Raw genomic sequence first — 23,482 nt, 5'->3', positions numbered from 1 at the left:
TGTACCAGGGTGCCGGCGGTTTGTATCAGGCTCCATGGGGGCGTCGGATCCCCGGCCTGTCCGACATTGTGTACAAGAAGGCGAAGTCCCCTGTGCGGTATGGGAGTCACTGTTGCCCGCGACGGTGACCTCCTGGCGACGAGGCCGGAAACGCGGCGCGGTCGTTTCCGGCCTCGTGGTGCTCCCCAACCGTTCCGGGTCGAGGGGCCCCGTGGCTTAACCACCCTTGAGGCGATCCTCAAGCCTGCCTTAAGGATCAGTCATGGGCCTCTGACCTGGCTTTTTTCACCCCTCTCGACCCCTACTGTGGCCGCGTGACGACCGAGGCCGCCAGCGAATCCGAACTCTCCAGGTACCCCGCCCTGAACGCGTATCTCCGCCACGTCGAGGGCCCGGGCGCGGAGTACCCACCCATACCTCCGCGGCCCACCCGCCGCCCCCGCATCGGCCGTCCCGCCGCTCCCCTGCGCATCTCGCCGGGCGCCCTGCGTGCAGGCACCGTCGTGGGCGGCATCGGCGTCGGCGCCCTCTGGGCCGTACAGGCCGAACCGTCGGCGCGGCTCGACGTGCTCTTCGCGACCGGCGCACACCTCACCGGACTGCTCGCCGGATATGGCATTCTCGTCATGCTCTTCCTCATGGCGCGCATCCCCGCGGTCGAGCACGGAGTCGGCGCCGACCGGCTCGCCCGCCGTCACGCCGCCGGTGGACGTCACGTCCTGGTGCTGTGCGCTGCCCATCTGGTCCTCGCCGTGTGCGGATACGCCACCCACGCCGGCACCGACCTCGTCTCCACCGTCGTGGCCCTCCTCGGATACCGGGCCGTCGTGGCCGCGTTCGCCGGTACGGCCCTGCTCGTCGCCGTCGGTGTGAGCAGCGCTCGTGCGGTACGCCGCCGGGTCACCCACGAGACGTGGCGGGCCCTGCATCTGCTGACCTATCTGGGCGCTGCGCTGGGCTTCGTGCATCAACTCGCGGGCCCGGATGTGGCAAGCGGCGTCGTCACGCGGTGGCTCTGGGCCCTCCTGCACGCGACCGTCGCCGTACTGCTCGTCTGGTATCGGCTGGTCGTGCCCGTCCATCAGGCGCTGCGGCACAGCCTGCGCGTGGTCGCGGTCCATGGCGAGGGGCCCGGCGTCTTCTCCGTCGTCATGCAGGGCATCGGGCTCGACGGACTGCGGGCCGAGCCCGGCCAGTTCTTCCGCTGGCGATTCCTCAGAGGAGGGCTCTGGCACACGTCGCTCCCGTTCTCCCTCTCGGCGCCGGTGCGCGGCGATGAACTGCGTATCACCGTCAAGGCACTCGGCCGGCACACGCGCCGTGTCCGCAGGCTCGCGCCGGGCACGCGCGTCCTGGCCACGGGGCCCTTCGGCGCGCTCACTGCACACCGCCGCACACGGCGCAAGGTGCTGCTCCTGGCGGGCGGCGTCGGCATCACGCCCCTGCGGGCCCTGTTCGAGACGATGCCCGGAGCGCCGGGCGACCTCACTCTCCTCTACCGCGCGGGCACAGCAGAACAACTCGTCCTGAGCGGGGAGTTGGAGGCCATCGCCCGCAGCAGGCAGGCGGCCCTGCACTATCTGCTCGGCCCGTCGGACGCCTCGTTCGACCCGCTCGCACCGCAGGCCCTGCGCAATCTCGTACCCGAACTCGCCGAGCACGACGTGTACGTGTGCGGGCCGCCCGGCATGACGGCCGCGGCCACCGCGGCGCTGGTGCGGGCAGGGGTGCCCGAAAACCACATCCACGCAGAGTGCTTCACGTTCTGAGCCGGCGCAGATGCCGTAGACCACTGACAGAGAGACCCCCATGGGACGCCACCGCAAGCCCGCAGGCCCCACGCCGCTCCCCACCCTCACGGCCCGGCGCCGTCTTGCCGCCGGGCTCGCGGGGGCCAGCGCCCTCGTCGCCACGTTCCTCGTCGTCGCCGTCGACCCGGCGGCCCCGCCCGCCCCGGACCGGACCACGGCGACGGCGCCGTAGCCGCATGACCGGGGGAGGGAGGGAATCAGCTCACCTGCCCATACCGCTCACTGATTGCGGTGCGCAACGCCGGGGCCGAGGCGCCGAGTGCCGACAGTACTGAGGGCACGAGGCCGGTGGTCATGGTGATGAGGCTGAGGCTGAGGTGTTCGAGGCCGATGTAACTGTCGTGCCGGGCCTGTGCCTCGCGGACCGTGTTCGCGAGGCTCTCCTTGGCGCGAGGGGAGAACCGGATGTGCCCGCCGGAGCGAGCGCCGGCGGCTTGGTACAGGCCGGTGGGAGCGGGGGCCTGTGCCGTGCGGGCGGGGCGTCGGGCGACTCGCCTCCGGCGCCAGCGGCGGGCGAGGACCGTGGGCACCACGCGACGCGGGCCGCGCCTCGGCGAGCGAGGTCCGTGGTGGACGGCGCTTTCGGCACGCGCGAGGGCCTCCGGCCCGAAGGACTCCTCGATCCTGGCGCGTACGGCGTCGATGTCGATGCCCACGGACGCGAGCGCGTCCCGGTTGAGGGTGCCGAACAGGTGGGACGCGCCCCCGAGTCCGACCAGACGGACGATCTCCTCCTCCACCCCCTCCGGCGTCACTCCGTGCTCACGCAGTACGGCGCCCGCGGGCTGATCGGTGGAGGCGAGGGCGAGCAGGAGATGCTCGGGGCCGATGTAGTTGTGGCCGAGCCGGCGGGCGTGGTCCTGGGTGTGGACCACCACGGTGCGGGTGTCCGGTGTGAAGCGTTCGAACATCATCGACTCCCTATCAGGCGGCCGTACTTGCGGTGCACGGTCTGCTTGGTGACGCCGAGCCGCTCCGCGATGTCCTGCCAGGACCATCCCAGCTTCCGGGCGTTCTCGACCTGGAGGATCTCCAGGCGTTCGGTGAGTTCTCGTAGGGCGGCCACCGCGCGGAGCCCGGTGTCCGGGTCGCTGCTGGCGGCGCCCTCGGCGATTTCGAGTGTGCTCTCCATGGCCGTCAGCATATGCTGACGGCCGGAAGGGTGTCAACATATGCTGACGCGATCCCGGGGTCCGAGAACCGATCGGAGCACCAGATCAGGCCGGGATGCCGCAGGCCTTCCTAGCATCGGGATGTGGAACACCCTGCACCGGAACCGACGACCGCCAGGCCGCCCGCCGCGGCCTACCGCAACCTTGCCGTGGCCACCATCGGGTTCGCTCTCACGTTCTGGGCCTGGGCCCTCATCGCGCCGCTCGGCAGCGACTTCGGGGAACGCCTGAACCTGAGCTCGTTCAACCAGTCGTTCCTCGTCGCGGTGCCCGTCATCGTGGGCTCCCTCGGCCGTGTCCCCGTCGGCGCGCTGACCGACCGCTACGGCGCCAAGCTGATGTTCCCGCTGATCTCCGCCCTGACGATCATCCCGGTGCTCCTGGTCATCCCCGCCAGGGGCTCCTTCATCGCCATGCTCGGCGTCGGCTTCCTGCTCGGTATCGGCGGCACGACGTTCGCCATCGGTATCCCGCTCGTGAACTCCTGGTTCCCGCCCGCCCACCGCGGGTTCGCGCTCGGAATCTTCGGCATGGGCATGGGTGGTGTGGCCCTGTCCGGCTACTTCACGCCACGCATGGCCAAGCACAGTGAGAACCTCCCCTTCTTCGTGGTGGCCATCGCGCTGGCCGCCTACGCGCTGCTCGCTCTGCTCCTCATCACCGACCGCCCCGACCGGCCGATCCCCACCAGCCCGCTCGCCACCCGGCTCGGGCAGGCGGGACGGCTGAGGGTGACATGGGAGCTGTCCGGGCTGTACGCGATCGGGTTCGGCGGCATCGTCGCGTTCGGCGTCTACCTGCCCACGTATCTGAAGACCTGGTACGAGCTCGACCCCACCGACGCCGGCACCAAGGCGGCCGGGTTCGCCCTGGTCACCGTCATCTTCCGGCCCATCGGCGGCTGGCTGTCCGACCGGATCCACCCGGCGACCGTCACTGCCTGCGCCTTGGGTGTCGTCGCGCTCTTCGCGATCGTCCAGGCTTTCGACCCGACGCTGAACCCCGTGGGCACGATCTGCTTCCTGCTGATGGCCGCCGGACTCGGCACGGCCAGCGGCAGCGTCTTCGCGCTCGTCTCCCAGGTCACTCCACAGCCGCAGGTCGGCTCCGTCACCGGCATCGTCGGCGCGATGGGCGGCCTCGGTGGCTTCGTGCCACCGCTCGTCATGGGCGCGGTCTACAGCGCCAAGAGCTCGTACTCCATCGGCTTCATGCTCCTGTCCGACCTGGCTCTCGCCGGCTGCGTCTATGCGTACGGCCGCATGCGGAACATCGGGGCGGAGCGGCCATAGGGCGTGTTTGCGGCCTCATCATCGGCCGGGCGTGCCCCGTTGAGTGCCGCTGCCGACCGACACGTCACTCGTGCGCCTTCAACAACGGGCGAAACACATACAAAACTCCCTATCGTGGGTCGGGTGACTGAGCCACCCGCACCCCCCGCCGCCGCCTCGGACGTGGCCACCGCTCCGGACGCGCCACCGCCCACCGGCGCGGTCGGCGGGCCCCGACCGCGTTCGGTCGCAGGGCGGGCCACGCTCGCCGGCACCATCGTGTCCCTACTGCTGATCCTGGCCATCGTGTTCGGCAGCCGGATGCTCAAGGACTTCGATTCGGCTCTCCTCCCGTACGCCGTCGCGACCGTGTTCCTCGCCTTCGGTGTCGCCTACCGCTACACCGTGTGGATCTCCGCCCCGGGCGCACGCCGTCTGTTCAAGCAGGGCTGGCGCAGCCTGTTCTCGTCCGACAACTTCCGCAAGGCGCCCACCGCGCTGCCGCAGATGATCGCCACCTACCTCGGCTTCCAGAAGTTCCTCGGGGCCCGCTCGCAGGCCCGCTGGGCCGCCCACCAGCTGATCTTCTGGGGCTGCATCCTGGCCGCCCTGATCACCTTCCCGCTGACCTGGGGGTGGTTCACGTTCACCTCCCCGTCCGGTGCGGGCCCCGGCTACGCGATGCGGATCTGGGGCATCAAGGTCATCGGCTTCGACTCGCTGAACATCCTCGGCTGGCTGATGTTCCACGGCCTGGACATCGCCGCCGTCCTGGTGATCCCCGGCGCCTCGTACTTCCTGTGGCGGCGCATGAAGGACCGCGGCGCCATGACCGGCCAGCGCTTCGCCTACGACCTGGTCCCGCTGATCGCCCTGATCGTCATCTCGGTGACCGGCCTGCTCCTCACCTTCTCGTCGATCTTCCTGCACGGCGGCGGCTACGAGTTCCTGGCGATCCTGCACATGGTGTCGGTGGTCTTCACCCTCATCTACATCCCCTTCGGCAAGTTCTTCCACATCGTCCAGCGGCCGGCCGCCGTCGGCATGCAGCTGTTCAAGTACACGGCCCGCAAGGACGAACAGCTCTTCCACTGCAAGCGCTGCGGACAGCTGATCGACACCGCCCCGTACGTCGAGAACCTCCAGGGCACCATGCGTGACCTCAAGCTCGACTTCGACACCTGGACCGAGTACTGCCCCCGCTGCAAGCGGGTGCTGCGCGGTGCCGCTTACCTCAGCGACGTGAAGAAGGGCTTCAAGTGACCCAGCAGTACATCCCGCTTGACCCCTCCATCGCACCACCCGGCACCCGCAACTTCCGTGACGCGGGCGGCATCCCGGCCGACCAGTGGCACGCCGACCAGAACGGCGAGACGCTCGTCCCCACCCACTGCTGCTTCTGCGGCGTGCAGTGCGGGATGTATCTGCGCGTCGACAAGGGCGGCAAGGTGTTCGGCGTCGAGCCCCGCAACCACGACATCAACCGCATGCGGCTCTGCCCCAAGGGCATCAACGCCTACCAGCAGATCAACCACCCGGACCGGCTGACCGCCCCCCTCATGCGCCGCACCCGCGACGAACCCTTCCGAGAGGCGACCTGGGAGGAGGCCCTCGACTTCACGGTCTCCGAGATCCGCCGCATCCAGTCCGCCCACGGCAACGACGCCTTCGGAGTGCTCGGCGGAGCGAGCCTGTTCTCCGAAAAGACATACCTGGTCGGCAAGTTCGCGCGCGTCGCCCTCAAGACGAAGCACGTCGACTACAACGGCCGCCTGTGCATGGTCTCCGCCGCCGGAGCCAACAAGCTGTCCTTCGGCATCGACCGGGCCGGCAATCCCTTCTCCGACATCCTCCTCTCCGACTGCCTGCTGATCGCCGGGTCGAACGTGGGGGAGTGCTTCCCGGTGATGACCCAGTACGTGTGGGGCGCCCGAGACCGGGGCGCCGTCCTCATCGTCGTCGACCCGCGCGAGACGTCCATCGCCCGCACGGCCGACATCCACGTCGCCCTCAAGCCGGGCACCGACTCCGCGTTCTTCAACGCCGTACTGAACGTCGTCATCCGCGAGAACCTCGTCGACGAGGAGTACGTGGCCGAGCACACCACCGGCTGGGACGAGGTCAAGGCCACCGTCGCGACGTACACCCCGCAACGGGCCGCCGAGATCTGCGGAATCCCCGCCGCACAGGTCGTCCAGGTCGCCAGGGCCTTCGCGGCCGCCAACAACGCCATGGCCTGGCACGCCCGAGGCATCGAGCACCACTCCCAGGGCGTCGAGAACTGCCTCACCGTCATCAACCTCTGCGTGGCCACCGGCAACATCGGCAAGCCCGGCGCCGGCTACGGCACCATCACCGGTCAGGGCAACGGCCAGGGCGGCCGCGAGCACGGCCAGAAGGCCGACCTGCTGCCCGGCGGGCGCTCCATCCTGAACCCCGACCACCGACGGCAGATCTGCGAGATCTGGGGCATCGAGGAGTCCGAACTCCCCGCCGCCGGCACGTCGATGATGGAAATGGTCTGGCAGATGCAGCGCCAGGAGATCCGCGGCCTGATCGGCATCTGCAACAACCCGTTCGTCTCCCTCCCCAACTACGCGACGGTCAAGGAGGGTTACGACACCCTCGAGTTCCACGCCCAGTTCGACTTCTTCCTCTCCGAGACGGCGGACAACGCCCACGTCGTCTTCCCCGTCACCACCTGGGCCGAGGACGAGGGCGTGATGGCCAACGCCGAGGCCCGGGTGGTCAAGCACAACAAGGCCCAGGAGCCGCCGGAGGGCGTACGTACCGACACCTGGGTGATGTGCGAGCTGGCCCGACGCCTCGGCGTGGGAGACAAGTTCGACTATCCGGGCTCCCGCGAAGTCTTCGAGGAGTTGCGCATCGCGTCGGCCGGAACGGTCATCGACTACTACGGAATCACCTACGACCGTCTCGAGGAGACCGGCGGCATCGCCTGGCCGTGCCCCTCCACCGACCACCCCGGCACCCCGCGCCTGTTCGAGGACGGCAAGTCGTACCACCCCGACGGCAAGATCCACCTCCAGGTCGTGGAGTGGCACCCGCCGATGGACCCGTACGACGACGACCACCCCATGTCGCTCACCACCGGCCGCACCGTCGCCCACTTCCTGTCCGGCAACCAGACGCGCCGGCTCGGCGCCCTGGTCGAGCAGACCCCGCGCCCATGGGCGGAGGTCCACCCCTCGCACGGCTTCAAGAACGGCGATCCGGTACGCGTCGTGACGCGCCGGGGCAGCGAGGTCTTCCCCGCTCTGGTCACCGAGGCGATCCGCCCCGACACCGTCTTCGTGCCGTACCACTGGCCGGTCCCCACGGCCGCCAACGCGCTCACCATCGACGCCCTCGACCCCCGTTCCAAGATCCCCGAGTACAAGGTCTGCGCCTGCCGCATCGAGCACGCCGAGCAGATCGACGAGGTGCCGGCGCCCCCGACCGCGCCCGGCCAGGTCGCGTACCCGGAAGCCCAGGTGTCCCGTACCGACCCCCTGCCGCCCACGGCCCCGCAGGGCCGTGGCACCGCCGAGAGGAGCTGAGGTCACACCATGATGGGCAGAACGATCTTCATCGATCCGGGCCGGTGCATCGGCTGCCAGGCGTGCGTGTCCGCCTGCCGGGAGTGCGACTCGCACCGGGGCAAGTCCATGATTCACCTCGACTACCCCGACGAGGGCCACTCCGTCGCGTCCCTGCCCACGGTCTGCATGCACTGCGAGGACCCGGTCGCCCCGTGCGCCGAGGTGTGTCCCGCCGACGCGATCCTGGTGACCGCCGACGGTGTCGTGCAGCAGGCCGACACGACCCGCTGCATCGGCTGCGCCAACTGCGTCAACGCCTGCCCCTTCGGCGTACCGAAGATCGACCTCCAGGCCAAGCTGCAGATGAAGTGCAACCTCTGCTACGACCGCACCGCCTACGGACTCGCCCCCATGTGCGCCACGGTCTGCCCCACCGGGGCCCTCTTCTACGGAACGCTCGAGGATCTCCAGGCCGAGCGCCCCGGCGTCCAGGTCGCGGACTCCTTCACGTTCGGCGACGTCGTTGTCAACACCGGCGTGGCGATGGTCGTCCCCGCCGACAAGGTCCAGTGGCCGGTGCCCGGAGGGCTGCCGATCGTCCAGGTCAACGGGAAGGACGTGACCCGATGAGCGTCACCGAGCAGCCCCCGGTCCCCGAGCCCGGAACCGACGACGACGCGGCGCAGGCGGCGCTCGAGGACCGTATCTCCGCCGACTCCCTCACCACGCGCCGCGACTACCTCCGTATCGTCGCCACCGTCTCCGGCGGCCTGGCCGTCGGAGGCATCGCCGTCGCCGGGGGAGTGCTGCACCGGCACGGCGACACCGACAGCGCGCCGGAACCCAAGCGGGTCACCGGCCGCCTCGCGCCCGGCGAGTCCATTGCCTTCCGCTTCCCCGGCGAGGACGACCGCGCGGTCGCCGTCCGCCTCACGGACGGCAGCCTCGTCGGCTACTCCGCCGTCTGTACGCACCTGGCGTGCGGCGTGCTGTGGCGCAAGGACCGCGGCAGCGAGGGCGAGTTGTACTGCCCCTGCCACGAAGGCATCTTCGACGCCCGCACCGGCGAGGTCACCGCGGGCCCGCCACCGCGCGGCCTGCCCAAGGTGCTGCTCGTCGAGCAGGGCGACGGCAGCGTCTGGGCGGTCGCCACGGCCCGCTCCGGCGAGAACGCCCAGGACGCGGTGTGCAGGGAGTTCGCCGACGCGCGGCCCGAGGTACGGGCCCAGCTCGGCTGCCCCGTCGCGAACGACGCCAACGGGGAAAGGAGCCAGCGGACATGAGCACCGAAGAGCCCCAAGCCGTCCCCCAGAGGCCCCAGTACACCCCCGGCAGCGCCCAGCCGCGCCTCAACCGCCCGGTCCAGGAGCGCTACCCGCAGATCCGCCCGACCAGCGGCTACGGCGACCCCCGGATCCAGCACACGGGTCCGGGTCCCGGCGCCGGCACCGACCAGGAGCCGGAACGCTCCTCGAAACTCACGGCCCGCCTCGTCCTGGCGATGACGGTGGTCATCGGCCAGCTCTGGGGCCTCAGCGTGGTGGTCAACGAGTGGATGATGGGCGCAACCGGTACGGCTTGGTGGGGCGCGGGATTCCTGTGCCTGTCCTTCCTGGTGGTCCTGGGGCTGTGGCTGCTCGACCCGACGGATCGCTGAACTCCTGGCCGGACGGCGTCACTTACGTCCCACAGATCCGGCCTGAACTCCAGCGGACCGGCGCCATTCAAGACCCCAAGTAGCGCAGTACGGCCAGCACGCGCCGGTTCGCGTCCTCCGACGCGGGCAGGCCCAGCTTGCCGAAGATGGCCGCGACGTGCTTCTCGACCGTGCCCGCCGACACCACCAGCGCCTGCGCGATCGCGGCGTTCGTCCTGCCCTCGGCCATCAGCGCCAGAACCTCCCGCTCGCGTGCCGTCAGCGACTCCAGGTCGCCGCCACGGCGGCTCGCTCCGGCCAACTGCGTGACTACTTCGGCGTCGAGAGCGGTGCCGCCGGCGGCGACGCGGGACAGGGCGTCGGTGAACTCGGCGACGTTCGCGACGCGGTCCTTGAGCAGGTAGCCGACCCCGGCCGAGCCCGCCGCGAGCAGCCTGGTCGCGTACTTGGTCTCGATGTACTGGGAGAACAGCAGCACGCCCGTGCCCGGGTGCTCGCGGCGGATGTCGATCGCGGCTCGCAGGCCCTCGTCGGTGTGTGTCGGCGGCATCCGGATGTCGACGACGGTGACGTCGGGCCGGTGCTCGGCGACGGCGGCGACAAGGGCGTCGGCGTCGGGCACGGCCGCGCACACGTCGTGGCCACGCTCGGTGAGCATCTGGGCAAGCAACTCCCGCAACACGGCGGCATCTTCGGCGATCACGATGCGCATGGGGGCATGCTCTCACGGGTTCGAGCGGGGGAGGGCGGGGGCAGCTGCGCTGCGTGCGGGCCGTCCGCCGTGTCCCTCAGCGCATAGCTTGCGGCGTCGGTCATGCGTGGAGCGGCAGTTCCACCGTCACCGCGGTCGGCCCACCGCTCGGGCTCGACAGGTCAAGGCGTCCGTCCACCGTCCGCACCCGCTGCTGAAGGCCCGTCAGCCCGCTTCCAGCGCCGAGCGCCGCCCCGCCGCGGCCGTCGTCAGTGACCCGCAGCCGCAGGACGTCGTCCACCTGCGCGACCCACAACACCGCCCGACGCGCGCCGCTGTGCTTGATGACGTTGGTGAGGAGCTCCGCCGCGCAGAAGTACGCGATCGCCTCGATCGCGGGCGTCGGCCGCTGCGGCACGTCCACCGAGAGCTCCACCGGCACGGTGCTCCGCGCGGCCAGCGTCGACAGCGCGTCGGCCAGGCCGTCGTCCAGGGCCGGGGGATGGATGCCGCGTGCCAGGTCACGCAACTCGGCGAGGGCCTCGGTGGCGTTGCGGTGCGCGGTGTCCACGAGTTGCCGTACACGCGCCGGGTCAGCGATCGGTTCGCCCTCCGGGCCGAGCCGCTCCTTCGCCATGTCGAGGCTCATGGCCAGCGCGACGAGCCGAACCTGCGCCCCGTCGTGCAGATCGCGCTCCAGGCGGCGCAGCAGGGCAGCCGAGTCGTCGACGGCGAGAGCGCGGCTCTCCTCCAAACTCCTTACGCGTTCGGCGAGTTGGCCCGGGCCGAGCAGTGCCCGGATGAGCCAGCGGTCCACGGCGACGACGCCACGTGTGAACCAGGGCGCCGCCAGCAGCGTCACCGCGCCGATCGCCGCCGCCACGAAGGTCCCGGCGAAACTCGTGCTGTGCGGGGCGCCACCGCCGACGGGGATCGGCGTGATCGTCGGCATTCCCGCCTCGCCCGCCGCGGGGCGCTGGTGGAACGCGGCCCAGCGCAGTGGTGCGGAGAGATTGAGGAGGGCGGTCAGCCACCAGCCGACGGCGTACAGGCCGAAGGCGGCGACGGGCAGCTTCACCAGGACGTATGCCACCGCACGCCACCCCGCCGCATCGCGCAGGCGAGCGTCCAGCCGCGCGAACGCCTTGCCCGTCGGCCGCAGCCGCGGCGGCGCGTCCACCCGCTCGTCCAGCAACACCTGGGCGAGCCGGCGATGCACGGCGGCGCAGCCGCGCGCGAGGCCGACCGCCCCGACGACCAGCGCAAGGCCGAGGACAGCGCCGACGAGGGAGGCGGTGAGACCGGTGCCGAGTGCGAGCAGGACGAGGAGGAGAACAGCCCCGACGACGGCCAGGGGGAAGCCGACCAGGCAGTACGTGGCCTCGGCCCAGGCACGAGCCGTGAACGGGGCACGCAGGACGGCGCCCGGGGAGACCTGACGTGAGGGCTCGGCCCGCGCGCCTTCCGGTGGCCGGTCCCCGGCTGACTCGTGCATGGCTCAAGTCTCCTTGTAGGTACGCATCTGCTGTAGGGGTCTGTGTTCTGCCGTGCGGCGATCAGGCGTCCCGGCGCGTCAGCAGCCAGCCGCCCGCGCCGAGCGCCGCCACCACGTACAGGCACAGCATCCCGAAGCCGACCCACGGTGAGAGCACGTCGGCCACCGGCTTGGAGACGGCGAGCGAGTTCCCGGCGATCATGGTCGGGAAGTACTTTGCCACCGTGACCCCGGTGAGCCCGGACAGTGCCGCGGGCAGCACGTACAGCAGCCCGACCAGTGCCCCGATGGCCGCGGCCGTGTGCCGGACGACGGCGCCCAGCGCGATGCCGAGCAGCCCGACCATGGCGAGATACGTGCCCGAAAGGACCACCGCGCGGAGCACACCCGGGTCGCCGATGGCGGGCACCGGCACTCCTTCTCCGAGCGCGAGCCGCCCGGCGAAGAACGTCGCGAACGCGACCACTTCACCGACGGCCGACGTCACCGCGCCGAAGACGCCCGCCTTGGCGGCGAGCAGCAGCGGCCGGTTGGGGATCGCGGCGAGCGTGGAGCGAATCGCGCCGGAGGAGTACTCGCCGGTGACCACGAGCACGCCGAGTACGCCGACGATGAGCTGGCCGAGGGCGATCCCGGCGAGCACGTTGTTCACCGGGTCGAACGTGTCGGCCTTGTCCGGGCTGGGGGCATGGGTGTTGGCCATGGTCACGACGCCGATGACGAGCATCCCGACGACGGTGGCCACGAGCGCCCACAGGGTGGAGCGCAGGCTGCGCAGTTTGATCCACTCCATCCACGCGGCGTGGGCGAACCCGTAGCGCCCCGCGGGCAGTGCCGGTGTCGTCTGCAGGGCGGTCACGACCGCCTCCTCGGCTGTGCGGGGGCGGTGCCCCGGTACTCGGCGCCGTCCCCGGTGAGGGCGAAGAACGCCTCCTCGAGCGAACGCCCGTCGGCCGTCAGCTCGGCGACGCTGGTGTCGGCGAGCAGCCGGCCCTGGCCGATCACGATCAAGTGGTCGGCGGTGAGGGCCATTTCGCTGATCAGGTGACTGGACAGCAGCACGGTGCGGCCCTCGGCGGCGAGGGACTTCATCAGGTTGCGGATCCAGCGCACGCCCTGCGGGTCGAGCCCGTTGACGGGCTCGTCGAAGAGCAGGACCCCCGGATCACCGAGCAGGGCGGCGGCGATGCCGAGCCGCTGCGACATGCCCAGCGAGAAGCCGCCCGCGCGCTTGTCCGCCACGTCGGCGAGACCGACGGTGTCCAGGACGACGCGGACCCGGGCGCGGGGAATGCCGTTGGCGGCGGCCAGGGCGGCCAGGTGGTTCGCCGCGCTGCGGCCCGGGTGGTACGTACGGGCGTCAAGCAGCGCGCCGACCTCGCGCAACGGCCAGCGCAGTTCGTTGTACGGCGTGCAGTGGATACGGGCGGTGCCCGCGTCCGGGCGGTCCAGGCCTGTGATCATGCGCATGGTGGTGGACTTCCCGGACCCGTTCGGGCCGAGGAAACCGGTCACCGCGCCTGGGCGGACCTCGAATCCGAGGCCGTCGACGGCGACGGTGGGGCCGTAACGTTTGGTGAGACCGCGGACCTCGATCATGGCTGCTCCCAGGTGGCTGCGTTCATGCCCCCGACGCTAGGCGCGCCCCCGCTGCCCCGGAACGAGGCTGACCTCCGTCTTGAGCTGGGGGTTTCCCCCAGGGAAGCGGTGCCCCACGCGGTAGGGGCGTCAGCCTTCCCCGTCCGCGCGGCTCAGAAGGATCAGCGTGCGCTCGAGGAGCTTGTCCACGTTCTGAATGCCCAGCCGAAGGTTCCGCTGGTGGACGAAGACGGTGAGGTCGAGGGCGACCTGGGCGAAGCAGTAGGCCAGAACACCGGGTCCGGCCACTTGCTCGCCGGCGTCGCAGAGCATCTCAAGGGCCTCGGGGGTGAAGTCGTGGGCGCTCAGAAGCGTCGCGTAGTCGAAGACTCTGGTCCCGCTGCCCAGTGCCTCGATGTCGATGACGCCACTGACGCGGTCCGCGTCGAACAGGAGGTTGCCGGGCCGGAAGTCGCCGTGGACAAGGTCCTCGGTGGGCAAGGTGACGGGTCCGTGAGCGGCGAGAAGCCGCTCGCAGGCGTTGACGAGGTCCCGTCCGGTCGCACCGGTCTGCGCCGTCTGCCGCCAGAGGTCCTCACTCGTCATGCGGGTGGTCACGAACTCCGACCAGCATCGCTGCGGGTCGGGGTCGAGACCGGCGTGCAGCTCCAGGACGCCGATGAGCAACCGGGCCTCGCTCGCGGTCACTTGCTGTCTTGTCCGACCAGGTGCGAGTTCCTGGATCTGGTATCCGAAGCCGTCTGTGCTGGTGCCTACGGCGAGCCAGGCGGGGGTCGGATATCCGGCAGCGCGGATCTTGGCGACGCCCGCGGCAGCCCGTTCGATCTGAGGGGCCCAGGAGAGGTCCGGGCTCCACTTCAATACGGCTTGCCGGCCGGTGCCGTCGGTGAGGAGCCAGGCTCCTGACTGGACTCCGTCGTCGAACCGGTGAAGCAGTTGGAACTGTTTGTCATGCGCGTGGTTTGCCTCGCGCAGGACCGCCCGGGCCGTGCGTGTGTCAGCTTCGTCAGACGTGGTGTTCCGGGGCACGGAGCCCTCCTGGGCAAGCCGAATGTCGAACGTGCGCAGGGGACACTACGAGGCGCGGTACCCGAAGCGCACCTTGTTTACCGGCTGTGGATGCCGTCGGCCGCCCTCAGCGCGGTGACCGCGGAAGTGGCGTCTTCGGCGTAGAAGCGGAAGGTGTGCGCTTCGGCGGGCTTGCCCAGGGCGCGTACGTACCGAACCGGTTCGGTGAGTTCGACGGTGATGGTCGTCTGGCCGCCGACGGCCAGGTCGGCGACGCCGTTCTCGTCCACGGCGGCCAGCCTGCTCGTAGGGAACTTACGGTCCTGGCGGACGGAGGCTATGCGGTCGGCCGGGATGCGGATGCCCAACAGCGCGCCGTAGCGCAGGTGCAGGGAGCCGTCGGATCCGATCACGTGCGGGCGCACGGCGCACGAGGCGTGCAGGGCGATGACGAAGTAGCAGCCCCAGACGTCGAGTACGAGCGTGACGGCATGCACCAGCGGCCAGGGGATGAGGAATGCGAGGGCGACGGTCTCGACGACACTGACGAAGAAGAAGCCGTACATGAAGGACGTCTGCCCCGAGGCGTAGGGGACGGGCACGTCGCCGTCGCCCACGCCGTGCGGGCCGCGGCGGGCGACCCAGCGCACGAAGCTGGTGGAGAGGGAGATCTCGTGCGCGGTCAGCTTGCGCACGGGCGCCGGTACGGTGTCGGCGACCGCGGCGAGGAAGGCACCGCGGTGATCGAGACCGGTGCGGTGGTGCCGGCGGTGGTCGAGGCCGAGGAGGACGGCCGACGCTGTCATGAGTGCGAGCGCAGCAAGCTCCACTGCCGATCGGGCGGCTGGAGGCGGCCGCACCCCGCTTGCCAGGCACAGGACGAGCGCGAGCTCGCCGGGTACGAGTGCGGCGAAGGACCAGCGCACGGCTCTTCTCATTGCCTTCACCGGGCACGCTCCTGAAGCAGTGCGATGGCGCGACGCACCGCCGCGGCCTGGGCGGGGGCGAAGTCCGAGAAGAGGGCGTCCGCGAAACCGCCGTCCTCACCCACATCGCCGTCGGCAGGGATGTTCATCGCCCGAGCAGCCGCCTCCGGGATGCTGTCGACGATGGCGCGGGCCGCCGCCTCCACGCGCACGTCGTCCTCGGTGGCCTCGGCCAGCTCGTCCAGCTGGGCGTAGACGTCGTAGGCGCGTCGCATGGCGTCCGAGTCGGCGTTGAGGGTGTGCATCAGCGCATCGAGCCAGCCGCGGTCGCCGCCCGGCGAACCGGTCTCCAGCAGGGCGAGCAGTTCCCGTTCCTTGGCGGCCATCGCGGGCTCGGGGCCGGGCAGCCGTGCCGAGGCGCGGGCCATGTCGGCGAAGAGCGCGGCCAGTTCGGGCGATACGGGGGCCTCGGCGGGTAGCTCCCCGGTGTGCTCGGCCTGTCCGAGCAGCAGCCGCAGACGGGCGCGGCGTTGGCGGATGGCCTCCTCCTGGCGGGCCAGGTCGGCGTCCAGCTCGGTCAGGATCTCGACGAGATCCTTGCCCACATCGTCCGCCAGCACGTCCTTGACCTCGTCGAGGCTCAGGCCCAGCTCGGTCAGCCGACGGATACGCGCCAGCTCCACGGCGTCGCGCAGGGAGTACTCGCGGTACCCGTTGGGCTGCCGGGGAGGCTCGGGCAGGAGCCCGATGCGGTGGTAGTGCCGCACGGCACGGGTGGTGATGCCGGCCATGCCGGCGAGCTCTCCGATTCGCATGGCACCAGTAGAAACGTTGACGTTGCGACAAGGTCAAGGGGCTCGGTGCACGGGTGATGGTGTCATCCGTATGGGCGGCTGAGTCCTTGGGGGTGTGGGCCACTCGGCGACTGGGCCGAACTGAAGGCCCTCGTCGGGATGTTGGTCCCGGAGGCGGATCCCCAAGTCCACGGGCCAGAAGCATGCGGGCGGCACCCCTGGCCGCCCCTGCCGCCGCTGTCCCCGAATACGAGGTGACTCGCTCGTAGGACGCGTTCGAGGCCGAGTGGCGCGGTGGCCGGGGGAATTTTTCGGCCCACCGGACGCAGGACCCACGACGGAGGCATGCTCACTACATGACGAACCGTTGGGTCGGAGTGACCGTGGACTGCATCGACGTCGAGCGGGTGTCAGCGTTCTGGAGCGTGCTGCTGGACCGCCCACGGGGACCGTCCGAGCCCGGCTGGGTCTATCTCGGCCATCGCGACGACCCGCAGCCGCGCCTGGTCTTCCAGCCCGTGGCCGAGCCGAGGGCCGGAAAGGTGCGCCTGCACCTGGACGTCTCGGTAGACGACATCGATCAGGGCATCGCCCAAGTCATGGGCCTTGGCGGCCGGTTCACCGGCGAGCGGCACGACTACGACGAGGGCGTGGTCGTCGTGATGGCCGACCCCGAGGGGCACGAGTTCTGCCTGTCCCAGTTCTACTAGCCTTCCGTATCGAGCTGGTGGTCGGCCCACACGTAGGTTTCGGGCAGCAGGTCGGCGACGGGGACGGTCCGGAGGCGGTCGCCCGCACCGACGATGACCTTGAGGTCCGGGAAGTAGTCGAGGAGGACCTGGCGGCACCGGCCGCACGGGGGGACGACTCCGCGGTCGCCGTCGCCCACGGCGACGATCGTGACCAGCTCGTAGGCGCCCTGGCCGGCTGCCGTGCCGATGACGACCAGCTCGGCACAGGGCCCTCCGGTGAAGTGGTAGGCGTTCACCGCGGTGACGATCCGGCCGTCCCGGTCGCGGGCCGCGGCCGCCATGGTGTGGTTGTCGCCCCGGCAGCGGGTGCGCGCGACATGGGCCGCGGCCTCGACGAGTTCGTGGTCGACGTGATCGGTCTGCGTGGTCATCTGCCCTGCCTTCGTGAGGTGTTGGCCCATAGCGCCGTCAGCGAGTCGGTCGGGAGTCAGCCGGGACCGCCGGTTGCGAGGTTCGTCGTCATGCGGTGCGCCGCGGCGGAACGGCCTTGCTCGCGGTAGAGGGCCAGTGCCGCGGTCCAGGCCTCGCGGGCACGAGCATCTTCGCCGCGCTCGGCGTGGATGTCTCCGAGTTTGGACCAGGTGTCGGCTTCTCGATTGGCGTTGCCGATGGACTGGAAGTGCGTGAGGGACTCACCGTAGGAGTGGAGGGCGCGTTCGGTCCTTCCGGTGTGCCGAGCGATGTGGCCCAGGGTGTCCCAGGTGGCGGCCTGGCCCTCACCGTCACCGTGGTGTTGCAGCAGGGGCAGGGCTTGAAGGCAGTGATCCTCGCCTTCGGCGTACAGGGCGAGGCGGTATCCGTCCAGCCAGTCGAACTTGAGCCCGGCGAACGGCCGGCCCCGCCACAGCGCCAGAGCCTGCTCGTACCGCCCCTTCGCCTCCTCGGGCGTCCCGGTTCGCGCCTGGTCGACCTCGGACCTGAACCGGACAAGGTCCACGTTTGTGTCGCCGTCCGCAGCAGATATCCGGCCGGGCTGCGGACGATGTCCCATGCCTCCTGCTCGGTGGGCGTCACCCGCAGTGCGCGTAGCCGGGAGATGTAGCTGTACAGCGCGGCGGAGGCCTGACGCGGGGGCCTGGCCCCCCAGACCCGCTCGATGAGCGTGTCCATGGGCAGGGGCCGGTTGACATCGACGAGCAAGAGAGCGAGGACACACCTTTGCCGAGGGGAGCCGGGGACGATCTCACATTTGCCGGAGCGGATGACCACGTCGCCCAAGAGCTCGAAGCCAATGCTCATAAGGTCCCCTTGTGCCATGCCCCCTTGCCGACCGGTGTCGGACCGCCGACTCGGGATGCGGTGCTGCTCCCCTTGCGATTGCAAGAAAATATCAAGGTCGCTACATGACCCGTAGGAGAGCCTGGAGGCAGAGGGGCGTACGGCAGGGGAAGAGCGGGCGCGCGAAGCGTGCCGTGCTGTGCCGTACGTCATGGGGCTTGGCGGTCCGACCGGGGCGGGGGCGCCGCCGGAGTCGTGTCCGGCTCCCCGCCCACGGGGGTGGCGGGGAGCCGGGATGTGGTGCCGCCGCGCTCGTGACCGCGGCGGTTGTCGTCGTGGCGATGAGCGGGCGACCACTGGGTCGTCAACAGCCAGTACGGCGGCGCCGGTGTGAGTCTGTGCAAGAGGTACACCGGCGCCACTTGTCGCCGGTTCCTCGACGCCCAGTACGTCGACTTCGTGCCGTCAGTCGGACACGATGCGGAGGATTGCCGTGCCGTTCTCATTGGTGACCGCCTGGATCAGCACCGCATCGGGCTGAGGGCTCGGCCGGGCGGCGTCACCCTGACCACCGCAGGAGTTGCCGCTGCCGTTGCTGCGGAGGACCGTGATGCAACTTTGGCCCGGACCGCTCGCTCCGCCCTGGGACTGGCTGTTGCCCGACTTGATCGTGTACTCCACCTTGTTCGGGCCGACCTCGGTGACGGACAGGGTTGCCGGACCGGTCGGGCCCTTGAAGCGGAAGGTCACCGGCCCGGTCACCGCGATCTCGCAGTTGCCGTCCGCACAGGCGCCGACATCACGCCCGTCCGCCGCCGACACGGACGGCTGCGCGGACGAGGGCCGCGGGGATGGGGCTTTCGAGGACGGAGCTTTCGAGGACGGAGCTTTCGAGGAAGGGGCTTTCGAGGTCTGACGACTGGGTGAAGACTCCTGTTCGGCTTTGTCGGTGCTGCCGCAGCCACCCATCGTCAACGTGACCAGCGCGGCGAGCACGATGCCCGCTGCCCGCCGACGCTGCGAATGCCCTGGCAGCAGCCTCCGTGCCGATTCAGTCGCGGCCATGATGTCCCCTGTTATCCGTACTGCACGGTTCGGTGTTCGGCGGCCAGTCTCCCCCGTTGCCACCGTCGCCACGCCGCACAGGGCCGCAGCGGCCACCGTCTTCACCCGAACGTCAGCCGGAACACCGCCCCGCCCCCCTGCGCCTGCTCCGCCGTGAGTTCCGCGCCGTGGGCCCGGGCGATCTGGCGGGCCATGGCCAGGCCGAGGCCTGAGCCGGGCAGGGCGCGGGCCGTTTCCGCGCGGTAGAAGCGGTCGAAGACGTACGGCAGGTCCGCGGCCGTGATGCCGGGACCGTGGTCGCGGACCGTCAGTTCGAGACGCTCACCCGACCCCGACCCCGACCGCCGGGACGAGCTGAGTTCCACCTCCACCGGCAGCCCCTCCGGGCTGAACTTCGCCGCGTTGTCCAGCAAGTTCGTCAGCAGCCGGGTCAGCCGGGCAGGAACCCCCGGCCGTACGGTCTCGGCAGCATCCGGGGCGATGTGCAGGGTGAAGGGGGTGGCGGGCCAGTGTGCGCGGGCCGCACCCACCGCGTGTTCGGCAAGCGCCGCGATCCGTACGTCTTCGAGCAGCGGCGTGGGTTCCTCGTCCCTGGCCAGTTCGATCAAGTCGTTCACCAGGCCCGTCACTTCGCGCAGCTGCCGTGCCAGCGCCCCCGCCGCCCGGTCGCGCTGGGCATCGGTCAACCGGTCGGCGCGGGCCAGGAGTTCCGCGTTCGTGCGCAGCGCGGTGAGCGGTGTGCGCAGCTCGTGCGACGCGTCCGCGACGAGGCGGCGTTGTGCCGTCACAGACTGCTCCAGCTCGCCCAGCATCGTGTTGAAGCTCGCGGCGAGCCGGGTCACCTCGTCCTCACGCCCCGGCGGGCCCGGCGGCAGTTCGATGCGGTGGCGCGGGTCGCGGGTCGACGCGATGCGTTCCGCGGTCGCGGTCAGCCGGGCCACCGGCGCGAGACCGGTCCTGGACACCCAGTAGCCGAGCCCGGCCGCCAGCAGAACGCCCGCAGCGCCGATCACGGTCAGCAGCCCGGCGGCCTGACGCACCCCCTTCTCGACGCTGTCCGAACGGAGCGCGACCTGAAGGGCCTTGTCATCTCCGAGGCGGGTCGTCAGCATCCGCATGGGATTGCCGGAGAGCGTGATGTTGCTGAAGTAGGGGGCGCGATCGCCGGTGGCCACTTCGCGCACCGGCGCCGAGACGGGCAGGAGATAGGTATGGGGAGGGTCCTCGGCCGGGAGGGCCGGCACGATCTGCGCGCACGCCGGCGCCGACAGGTATCGGCACTCGCCTGCCACGACCTGCGGTCCGGCGTCGCGGTTCTCCTGGATCACCCGTGTCGCCGACTGCGTCAGATTCAGGTCGAGCTGGTGGAACATCTCGTACCGGATCACGAAGAACGCCGCCGTGCACACGCCGACGGCGACCAGCGCCACCGCCGCCGAGGCGGCCACGGCGAGTCGGGTGCGCAGCGGCCGCTGCCGTCGCCAGCGGCGCCCGAGCCTGCGGACTCCGCTCATGCCACGTCCAGCCGGTAGCCGATGCCGTGGACCGTGTGCACGAGGCGCGTCTCGCCGCCCGCCTCCAGCTTCCGACGGAGATAACCAACGTATACCGCAAGGGAGTTGGAGTCAGGACCGAAGTCGCGGCCCCATACGAGCTCCAGGATCAGCTCGCGCGGCAGGACCTGTCCCGGGTGCCGCATCAGCAGTTCGAGAAGCGCGGACTCGGTGCGGCTGAACTCCAGCGGGCGCCCGCCTCGCCGCCCCGTACGGGTATCAGGGTCGAGGACCAGATCCGCGTACGCCAGCCCGCCCTCGGTAGGGGTCGGCGCGGCCCGCCGCAGCAGCGCCCGTACACGCGCCACCAGTTCGTCGAGCGCGAACGGTTTCACCAGATAGTCGTCGGCGCCCGCGTCCAGGCCGTCGACGCGCTCGCTCACCGAGTCGAGCGCCGTGAGGACGAGTACGGGCGTACGGTCGCCCATCGCCCGCAGCTGACGGCACACCCCGAGCCCGTCAAGCACCGGCATCATCACGTCGAGGACGAGCGCGTCGGGCTGCCAGGACGACACTGCCGAGAGCGCTTCGAGGCCGTCGCGCGCGCCGCGCACCTCGTATCCCTCGACGGTCAGTCCGTCCTCGACGGCCGCCCGCACTTCCGGCTCGTCATCGACTACGAGGATCTTGGTCATGCCGTAAAGAGTGCCAAACGGGACTCTTAGAACCCTCTTAAACCGCTCCACGAGTGTGGCCGCCATGCGCACACCACTCTCCGTCGTGATCGGTGCGGGCGGCACCGGCGGCCACATCTACCCAGGGCTCGCGCTCGCCGAAGCGCTGCGCCGGGCCGCCCCGGACGCGGTGATCTCCTTCGTCGGCACCGAGCGTGGCCTGGAGACCAGGCTGATCCCGGGCGCCGGATTCCGCCTGCACACCGTCGACATGATCCCCTTCGACCCGGCCCTCGGCGCCAAGCGCTACCTGCTGCCCGCGGCGCTGATCAGGTCCGGTGCCCAATGCCGCAGCATTCTGCGGGCTCAAGGTGCTCAGGTCGCCGTCGGCATGGGCGGCTATCCGAGCGCCCCCGTCATCGTTGGCGCACGCATGGCCGGGCTGCCGAGCGTGATCCACGAGTCCAACGCGGTGCCGGGCCGCGCCAACCAGTTCGCCGCGCGGCTCACCCCGCACATCACGGTCGCCTTCGACCGCAGCCGCGCGCACCTGTCCGGCGGCAAGGACGCCGACACCGTCGGCATGCCGATCGCCCCACAGCTCGCCGCCCTCGACCGGACCGCCCTGCGAGCCGAGGCGCGGCGCGCCTTCGGCATATCCGACGGCGCGCGCGTCGTGCTCTTCAACGGGGGCAGTCTCGGCGCGGCTCGGCTCACCGAGGCGGCCGTCGGGCTCGCCGCGCGCTGGCGGCATCGCCCCGACGTCCATCTGCTGATCAAGACCGGGCCCGCCGCGCTCGACGAGACGCGGCGGCGGCTCGGGGACTCCCCGCTCGCTCAGGCCGTGCCGTACCTCGACCGGATGGACCTGGCGTACGCCGTCGCCGACCTCGTCGTCTGCCGGGCCGGCTCGGCGACGGTCGCCGAACTCGCCACCACCGGCGTGCCCGCCGTCCTCGTGCCGTATCCGCACGCCCCCGGCGATCACCAGACGCACAACGCCCGCGTGCTGTCCGACGCGGGCGCCGCCCACCTCGTACCCGACGGCGAAACGACCGCCGAGCGGCTCGCCACCCTCGTCGAGCCGCTGCTCGCCGACCCGTCCCGGCTCGCGGCGATGAGCCGCGCCGCGAACCCCGGAGACCACGCCCGCGCGGCGGACCTGCTCGCCGCGAAGGTGATCAGTCTCGCCAGGACCCCCAACTCACCTGTCCACGAAATGGAGTTCACCTCATGACCGATCACAGCAACTGGACCGACCGCACCGTCCTCGTCACGGGCGCCGAGGGCTTCATCGGCTCGACACTCGTCGACATGCTCGTGGAGCGAGGGGCGAAGGTGCGCGCGATGGTGCACTACAAGCCGTACGCGGAGAAGGGCTATCTGGCGCGCTACCTGAGCGACTCGCACAGCCCCGTCGAGATGATCGCCGGCGACGTGCGTGACGCGGGTCGCGTGATGGACGCCGTGGCCGGCTGTGACACCGTGTTCCACCTGGCCGCGCTCATCGGCATCCCGTACAGCTACGACTCGCCCGGCGCCTACGTCCAGACGAACGTCGTCGGTACCGAGAACATCGCCGAGGCCTGCCGCCGCCACTCCGTACGCCGCCTGCTGCACACCTCCACCAGCGAGGTGTACGGGACCGCGCTGACCGCCCCCATCAGTGAGACGCACCCGCTCCAGCCGCAGTCCCCGTACTCCGCCTCGAAGATCGGCGCGGACATGATGGCGCTGTCGCACTGGCACGCGTTCGAACTGCCGGTGACGGTGGTGCGGCCGTTCAACACCTACGGTCCGCGGCAGTCCGCGCGCGCCGTGATACCGACGATCCTGTCCCAACTGCACGCGGGTGCAACGGAGATCAGGCTCGGATCGCTCACCCCGACCCGCGACTTCACCTACGTCACCGACACCGCGGCCGGCTTCCTGGCACTCGCGGACTGCGACCGGGCGCTCGGCGAGTCGGTCAACCTCGGCACCGGGCGGGAGATCTCCGTCGGGGACCTGGCGACCGCGCTGATCGCCGCGTCGGGCCGGGACGCGAAGGTGGTCGTGGACCCGGCACGCCTGCGGCCGTCCGGCAGCGAGGTGGAGCGGCTCCTGTCCGACAACGCGCGGGCAAGGGAGTGGGCGGGGTGGCAGCCTGAGGTGTCCCTGGAGGACGGGCTGAAGCGGACGTCGCAGTGGGTGGCCGAGAACATCGCGCTGTTCGCGACGGATCGGTACCAGGTCTGAGCCTGGGGTGTCGTGCGGTGCGGTGTGTCAGGTGGCTGGGGGAGGCCAGGTCGTCGGGTGACCCGGCGTGCGCGGT

At 70.6% G+C, this 23,482-nt stretch carries 25 protein-coding genes; 11 read left to right on the top strand and 14 right to left on the bottom strand.

The features are described 5' to 3' along the window. Positions 1 to 314 precede the first annotated feature (314 nt). On the top strand, positions 315 to 1,769 hold the full coding sequence (locus tag CG723_RS17785) for a ferredoxin reductase family protein (RefSeq protein WP_100594412.1): 1,455 nt from the start codon (positions 315 to 317) through the stop codon (positions 1,767 to 1,769). 40 nt (positions 1,770 to 1,809) lie between these two features. Beyond that, positions 1,810 to 1,983, top strand: coding sequence for a hypothetical protein (locus CG723_RS46230; RefSeq protein ID WP_159032472.1), 174 nt, complete (start codon positions 1,810 to 1,812; stop codon positions 1,981 to 1,983). Positions 1,984 to 2,008: 25 nt separating this feature from the next. On the opposite strand, the gene CG723_RS17780 is transcribed toward CG723_RS46230, so the two are convergent. Both CG723_RS17780 and CG723_RS17775 read right to left on the bottom strand, forming a co-directional pair. Then, on the bottom strand, positions 2,009 to 2,725 hold the full coding sequence (locus CG723_RS17780; protein WP_234374364.1) for a Clp protease N-terminal domain-containing protein: 717 nt from the start codon (positions 2,723 to 2,725) through the stop codon (positions 2,009 to 2,011). Continuing rightward, positions 2,722 to 2,943 carry a helix-turn-helix domain-containing protein gene (locus CG723_RS17775; RefSeq protein WP_100594665.1) on the bottom strand — a complete coding sequence of 74 codons (222 nt, stop codon included), beginning with the start codon at positions 2,941 to 2,943 and terminating at the stop codon, positions 2,722 to 2,724. The genes CG723_RS17780 and CG723_RS17775 overlap by 4 nt, the downstream gene beginning before the upstream one ends. Before the next feature lie 123 nt (positions 2,944 to 3,066). Between CG723_RS17775 and CG723_RS17770 the strand changes: the two genes are divergently transcribed. The 6 genes from CG723_RS17770 to CG723_RS17745 all read left to right on the top strand — a co-directional run bounded on the left by CG723_RS17770 (position 3,067) and on the right by CG723_RS17745 (position 9,453). Continuing rightward, positions 3,067 to 4,275, top strand: coding sequence for a nitrate/nitrite transporter (locus CG723_RS17770; protein ID WP_100594410.1), 1,209 nt, complete (start codon positions 3,067 to 3,069; stop codon positions 4,273 to 4,275). Between the two features lie 123 nt (positions 4,276 to 4,398). Then, complete coding sequence (locus tag CG723_RS17765; RefSeq protein WP_234374363.1) at positions 4,399 to 5,517, top strand: MFS transporter; 1,119 nt, start codon at positions 4,399 to 4,401, stop codon at positions 5,515 to 5,517. Next, complete coding sequence (locus tag CG723_RS17760) at positions 5,514 to 7,814, top strand: molybdopterin oxidoreductase family protein (protein ID WP_100594408.1); 2,301 nt, start codon at positions 5,514 to 5,516, stop codon at positions 7,812 to 7,814. The genes CG723_RS17765 and CG723_RS17760 overlap by 4 nt, the downstream gene beginning before the upstream one ends. Before the next feature lie 9 nt (positions 7,815 to 7,823). Continuing rightward, entirely contained in the window at positions 7,824 to 8,426 is a 603-nt protein-coding gene (locus CG723_RS17755) for a 4Fe-4S dicluster domain-containing protein (protein ID WP_100594407.1), read from the top strand. Next, positions 8,423 to 9,079, top strand: a complete 657-nt coding sequence (locus tag CG723_RS17750; RefSeq protein ID WP_100594406.1) for a QcrA and Rieske domain-containing protein — start codon at positions 8,423 to 8,425, stop codon at positions 9,077 to 9,079. The genes CG723_RS17755 and CG723_RS17750 overlap by 4 nt, the downstream gene beginning before the upstream one ends. Then, the gene (locus tag CG723_RS17745) at positions 9,076 to 9,453 is read left to right on the top strand and encodes a hypothetical protein (protein ID WP_234374362.1); all 378 of its coding nucleotides are present in this window, start codon (positions 9,076 to 9,078) and stop codon (positions 9,451 to 9,453) included. The genes CG723_RS17750 and CG723_RS17745 overlap by 4 nt, the downstream gene beginning before the upstream one ends. A gap of 67 nt (positions 9,454 to 9,520) precedes the next feature. On the opposite strand, the gene CG723_RS17740 is transcribed toward CG723_RS17745, so the two are convergent. The 7 genes from CG723_RS17740 to CG723_RS17710 all read right to left on the bottom strand — a co-directional run bounded on the left by CG723_RS17740 (position 9,521) and on the right by CG723_RS17710 (position 15,987). Beyond that, positions 9,521 to 10,165 (bottom strand): response regulator transcription factor, encoded by a 645-nt coding sequence (locus tag CG723_RS17740; protein WP_100594405.1) that lies wholly within the window; start codon positions 10,163 to 10,165, stop codon positions 9,521 to 9,523. A 100-nt stretch (positions 10,166 to 10,265) separates the two neighbouring features. After that, positions 10,266 to 11,639 (bottom strand): sensor histidine kinase, encoded by a 1,374-nt coding sequence (locus CG723_RS17735; RefSeq protein ID WP_100594404.1) that lies wholly within the window; start codon positions 11,637 to 11,639, stop codon positions 10,266 to 10,268. 61 nt (positions 11,640 to 11,700) lie between these two features. Further along, entirely contained in the window at positions 11,701 to 12,498 is a 798-nt protein-coding gene (locus tag CG723_RS17730; protein WP_234374361.1) for an ABC transporter permease, read from the bottom strand. Beyond that, positions 12,495 to 13,238 carry an ABC transporter ATP-binding protein gene (locus CG723_RS17725; protein ID WP_100594403.1) on the bottom strand — a complete coding sequence of 248 codons (744 nt, stop codon included), beginning with the start codon at positions 13,236 to 13,238 and terminating at the stop codon, positions 12,495 to 12,497. The genes CG723_RS17730 and CG723_RS17725 overlap by 4 nt, the downstream gene beginning before the upstream one ends. A gap of 129 nt (positions 13,239 to 13,367) precedes the next feature. Continuing rightward, positions 13,368 to 14,267, bottom strand: coding sequence for a phosphotransferase family protein (locus CG723_RS17720; protein ID WP_159032470.1), 900 nt, complete (start codon positions 14,265 to 14,267; stop codon positions 13,368 to 13,370). Positions 14,268 to 14,344: 77 nt separating this feature from the next. Next, positions 14,345 to 15,184, bottom strand: coding sequence for a hypothetical protein (locus CG723_RS17715; protein WP_100594401.1), 840 nt, complete (start codon positions 15,182 to 15,184; stop codon positions 14,345 to 14,347). Positions 15,185 to 15,189: 5 nt separating this feature from the next. Further along, positions 15,190 to 15,987: a MerR family transcriptional regulator gene (locus CG723_RS17710; protein ID WP_100594400.1), complete on the bottom strand. Its 798-nt coding sequence runs from the start codon at positions 15,985 to 15,987 to the stop codon at positions 15,190 to 15,192. 335 nt (positions 15,988 to 16,322) lie between these two features. Here CG723_RS17710 and CG723_RS17705 point away from each other — a divergent pair, with 335 nt between their 5' ends. Continuing rightward, on the top strand, positions 16,323 to 16,676 hold the full coding sequence (locus CG723_RS17705) for a VOC family protein (protein WP_100594399.1): 354 nt from the start codon (positions 16,323 to 16,325) through the stop codon (positions 16,674 to 16,676). On the opposite strand, the gene CG723_RS17700 is transcribed toward CG723_RS17705, so the two are convergent. The 5 genes from CG723_RS17700 to CG723_RS17680 form a co-directional block, all read right to left on the bottom strand. Then, complete coding sequence (locus tag CG723_RS17700; protein WP_100594662.1) at positions 16,673 to 17,089, bottom strand: cytidine deaminase family protein; 417 nt, start codon at positions 17,087 to 17,089, stop codon at positions 16,673 to 16,675. The genes CG723_RS17705 and CG723_RS17700 overlap by 4 nt on opposite strands. Positions 17,090 to 17,145: 56 nt before the next feature. Then, complete coding sequence (locus CG723_RS47590) at positions 17,146 to 17,709, bottom strand: tetratricopeptide repeat protein (protein ID WP_234374360.1); 564 nt, start codon at positions 17,707 to 17,709, stop codon at positions 17,146 to 17,148. A 692-nt stretch (positions 17,710 to 18,401) separates the two neighbouring features. After that, positions 18,402 to 19,001 (bottom strand): hypothetical protein, encoded by a 600-nt coding sequence (locus CG723_RS17690; RefSeq protein ID WP_100594398.1) that lies wholly within the window; start codon positions 18,999 to 19,001, stop codon positions 18,402 to 18,404. Between the two features lie 101 nt (positions 19,002 to 19,102). Further along, positions 19,103 to 20,515 carry a HAMP domain-containing sensor histidine kinase gene (locus CG723_RS17685; RefSeq protein ID WP_100594397.1) on the bottom strand — a complete coding sequence of 471 codons (1,413 nt, stop codon included), beginning with the start codon at positions 20,513 to 20,515 and terminating at the stop codon, positions 19,103 to 19,105. After that, positions 20,512 to 21,189, bottom strand: a complete 678-nt coding sequence (locus CG723_RS17680) for a response regulator transcription factor (protein ID WP_100594396.1) — start codon at positions 21,187 to 21,189, stop codon at positions 20,512 to 20,514. Before CG723_RS17680 ends, CG723_RS17685 begins: the two co-directional genes overlap by 4 nt. 64 nt (positions 21,190 to 21,253) lie before the next feature. Between CG723_RS17680 and CG723_RS17675 the strand changes: the two genes are divergently transcribed. Together CG723_RS17675 and CG723_RS17670 are read left to right on the top strand one after the other, a co-directional pair. Then, positions 21,254 to 22,405 (top strand): UDP-N-acetylglucosamine--N-acetylmuramyl-(pentapeptide) pyrophosphoryl-undecaprenol N-acetylglucosamine transferase, encoded by a 1,152-nt coding sequence (locus CG723_RS17675; protein ID WP_100594395.1) that lies wholly within the window; start codon positions 21,254 to 21,256, stop codon positions 22,403 to 22,405. Then, positions 22,402 to 23,406 (top strand): GDP-mannose 4,6-dehydratase, encoded by a 1,005-nt coding sequence (locus tag CG723_RS17670; protein ID WP_100594394.1) that lies wholly within the window; start codon positions 22,402 to 22,404, stop codon positions 23,404 to 23,406. Before CG723_RS17675 ends, CG723_RS17670 begins: the two co-directional genes overlap by 4 nt. The last annotated feature ends 76 nt before the right edge of the window (positions 23,407 to 23,482 follow it).

It is taken from the genome of Streptomyces sp. CB01635 (genome assembly GCF_002803065.1).
Taxonomy (GTDB): domain Bacteria; phylum Actinomycetota; class Actinomycetes; order Streptomycetales; family Streptomycetaceae; genus Streptomyces.
Note: the sequence above shows the minus strand (reverse complement) of the source record. Positions and strands in the feature narration are given on the sequence as shown.

What these genes read in the sequence shown, in the direction of transcription:
- CG723_RS17710 (WP_100594400.1), bottom strand. Translation starts at nt 15,987, where the DNA reads ATGCGAATCGGAGAGCTCGCCGGCATGGCCGGCATCACCACCCGTGCC.
- CG723_RS17675 (WP_100594395.1), top strand. Translation starts at nt 21,254, where the DNA reads ATGCGCACACCACTCTCCGTCGTGATCGGTGCGGGCGGCACCGGCGGC.
- CG723_RS17680 (WP_100594396.1), bottom strand. Translation starts at nt 21,189, where the DNA reads ATGACCAAGATCCTCGTAGTCGATGACGAGCCGGAAGTGCGGGCGGCC.
- CG723_RS17735 (WP_100594404.1), bottom strand. Translation starts at nt 11,639, where the DNA reads ATGCACGAGTCAGCCGGGGACCGGCCACCGGAAGGCGCGCGGGCCGAG.
- CG723_RS46230 (WP_159032472.1), top strand. Translation starts at nt 1,810, where the DNA reads ATGGGACGCCACCGCAAGCCCGCAGGCCCCACGCCGCTCCCCACCCTC.
- CG723_RS17740 (WP_100594405.1), bottom strand. Translation starts at nt 10,165, where the DNA reads ATGCGCATCGTGATCGCCGAAGATGCCGCCGTGTTGCGGGAGTTGCTT.
- CG723_RS17775 (WP_100594665.1), bottom strand. Translation starts at nt 2,943, where the DNA reads ATGGAGAGCACACTCGAAATCGCCGAGGGCGCCGCCAGCAGCGACCCG.
- CG723_RS17725 (WP_100594403.1), bottom strand. Translation starts at nt 13,238, where the DNA reads ATGATCGAGGTCCGCGGTCTCACCAAACGTTACGGCCCCACCGTCGCC.
- CG723_RS17750 (WP_100594406.1), top strand. Translation starts at nt 8,423, where the DNA reads ATGAGCGTCACCGAGCAGCCCCCGGTCCCCGAGCCCGGAACCGACGAC.
- CG723_RS17780 (WP_234374364.1), bottom strand. Translation starts at nt 2,725, where the DNA reads ATGATGTTCGAACGCTTCACACCGGACACCCGCACCGTGGTGGTCCAC.
- CG723_RS17670 (WP_100594394.1), top strand. Translation starts at nt 22,402, where the DNA reads ATGACCGATCACAGCAACTGGACCGACCGCACCGTCCTCGTCACGGGC.
- CG723_RS47590 (WP_234374360.1), bottom strand. Translation starts at nt 17,709, where the DNA reads ATGGGACATCGTCCGCAGCCCGGCCGGATATCTGCTGCGGACGGCGAC.
- CG723_RS17700 (WP_100594662.1), bottom strand. Translation starts at nt 17,089, where the DNA reads ATGACCACGCAGACCGATCACGTCGACCACGAACTCGTCGAGGCCGCG.
- CG723_RS17690 (WP_100594398.1), bottom strand. Translation starts at nt 19,001, where the DNA reads ATGGCCGCGACTGAATCGGCACGGAGGCTGCTGCCAGGGCATTCGCAG.
- CG723_RS17715 (WP_100594401.1), bottom strand. Translation starts at nt 15,184, where the DNA reads ATGAGAAGAGCCGTGCGCTGGTCCTTCGCCGCACTCGTACCCGGCGAG.
- CG723_RS17705 (WP_100594399.1), top strand. Translation starts at nt 16,323, where the DNA reads ATGACGAACCGTTGGGTCGGAGTGACCGTGGACTGCATCGACGTCGAG.
- CG723_RS17755 (WP_100594407.1), top strand. Translation starts at nt 7,824, where the DNA reads ATGATGGGCAGAACGATCTTCATCGATCCGGGCCGGTGCATCGGCTGC.
- CG723_RS17685 (WP_100594397.1), bottom strand. Translation starts at nt 20,515, where the DNA reads ATGAGCGGAGTCCGCAGGCTCGGGCGCCGCTGGCGACGGCAGCGGCCG.
- CG723_RS17745 (WP_234374362.1), top strand. Translation starts at nt 9,076, where the DNA reads ATGAGCACCGAAGAGCCCCAAGCCGTCCCCCAGAGGCCCCAGTACACC.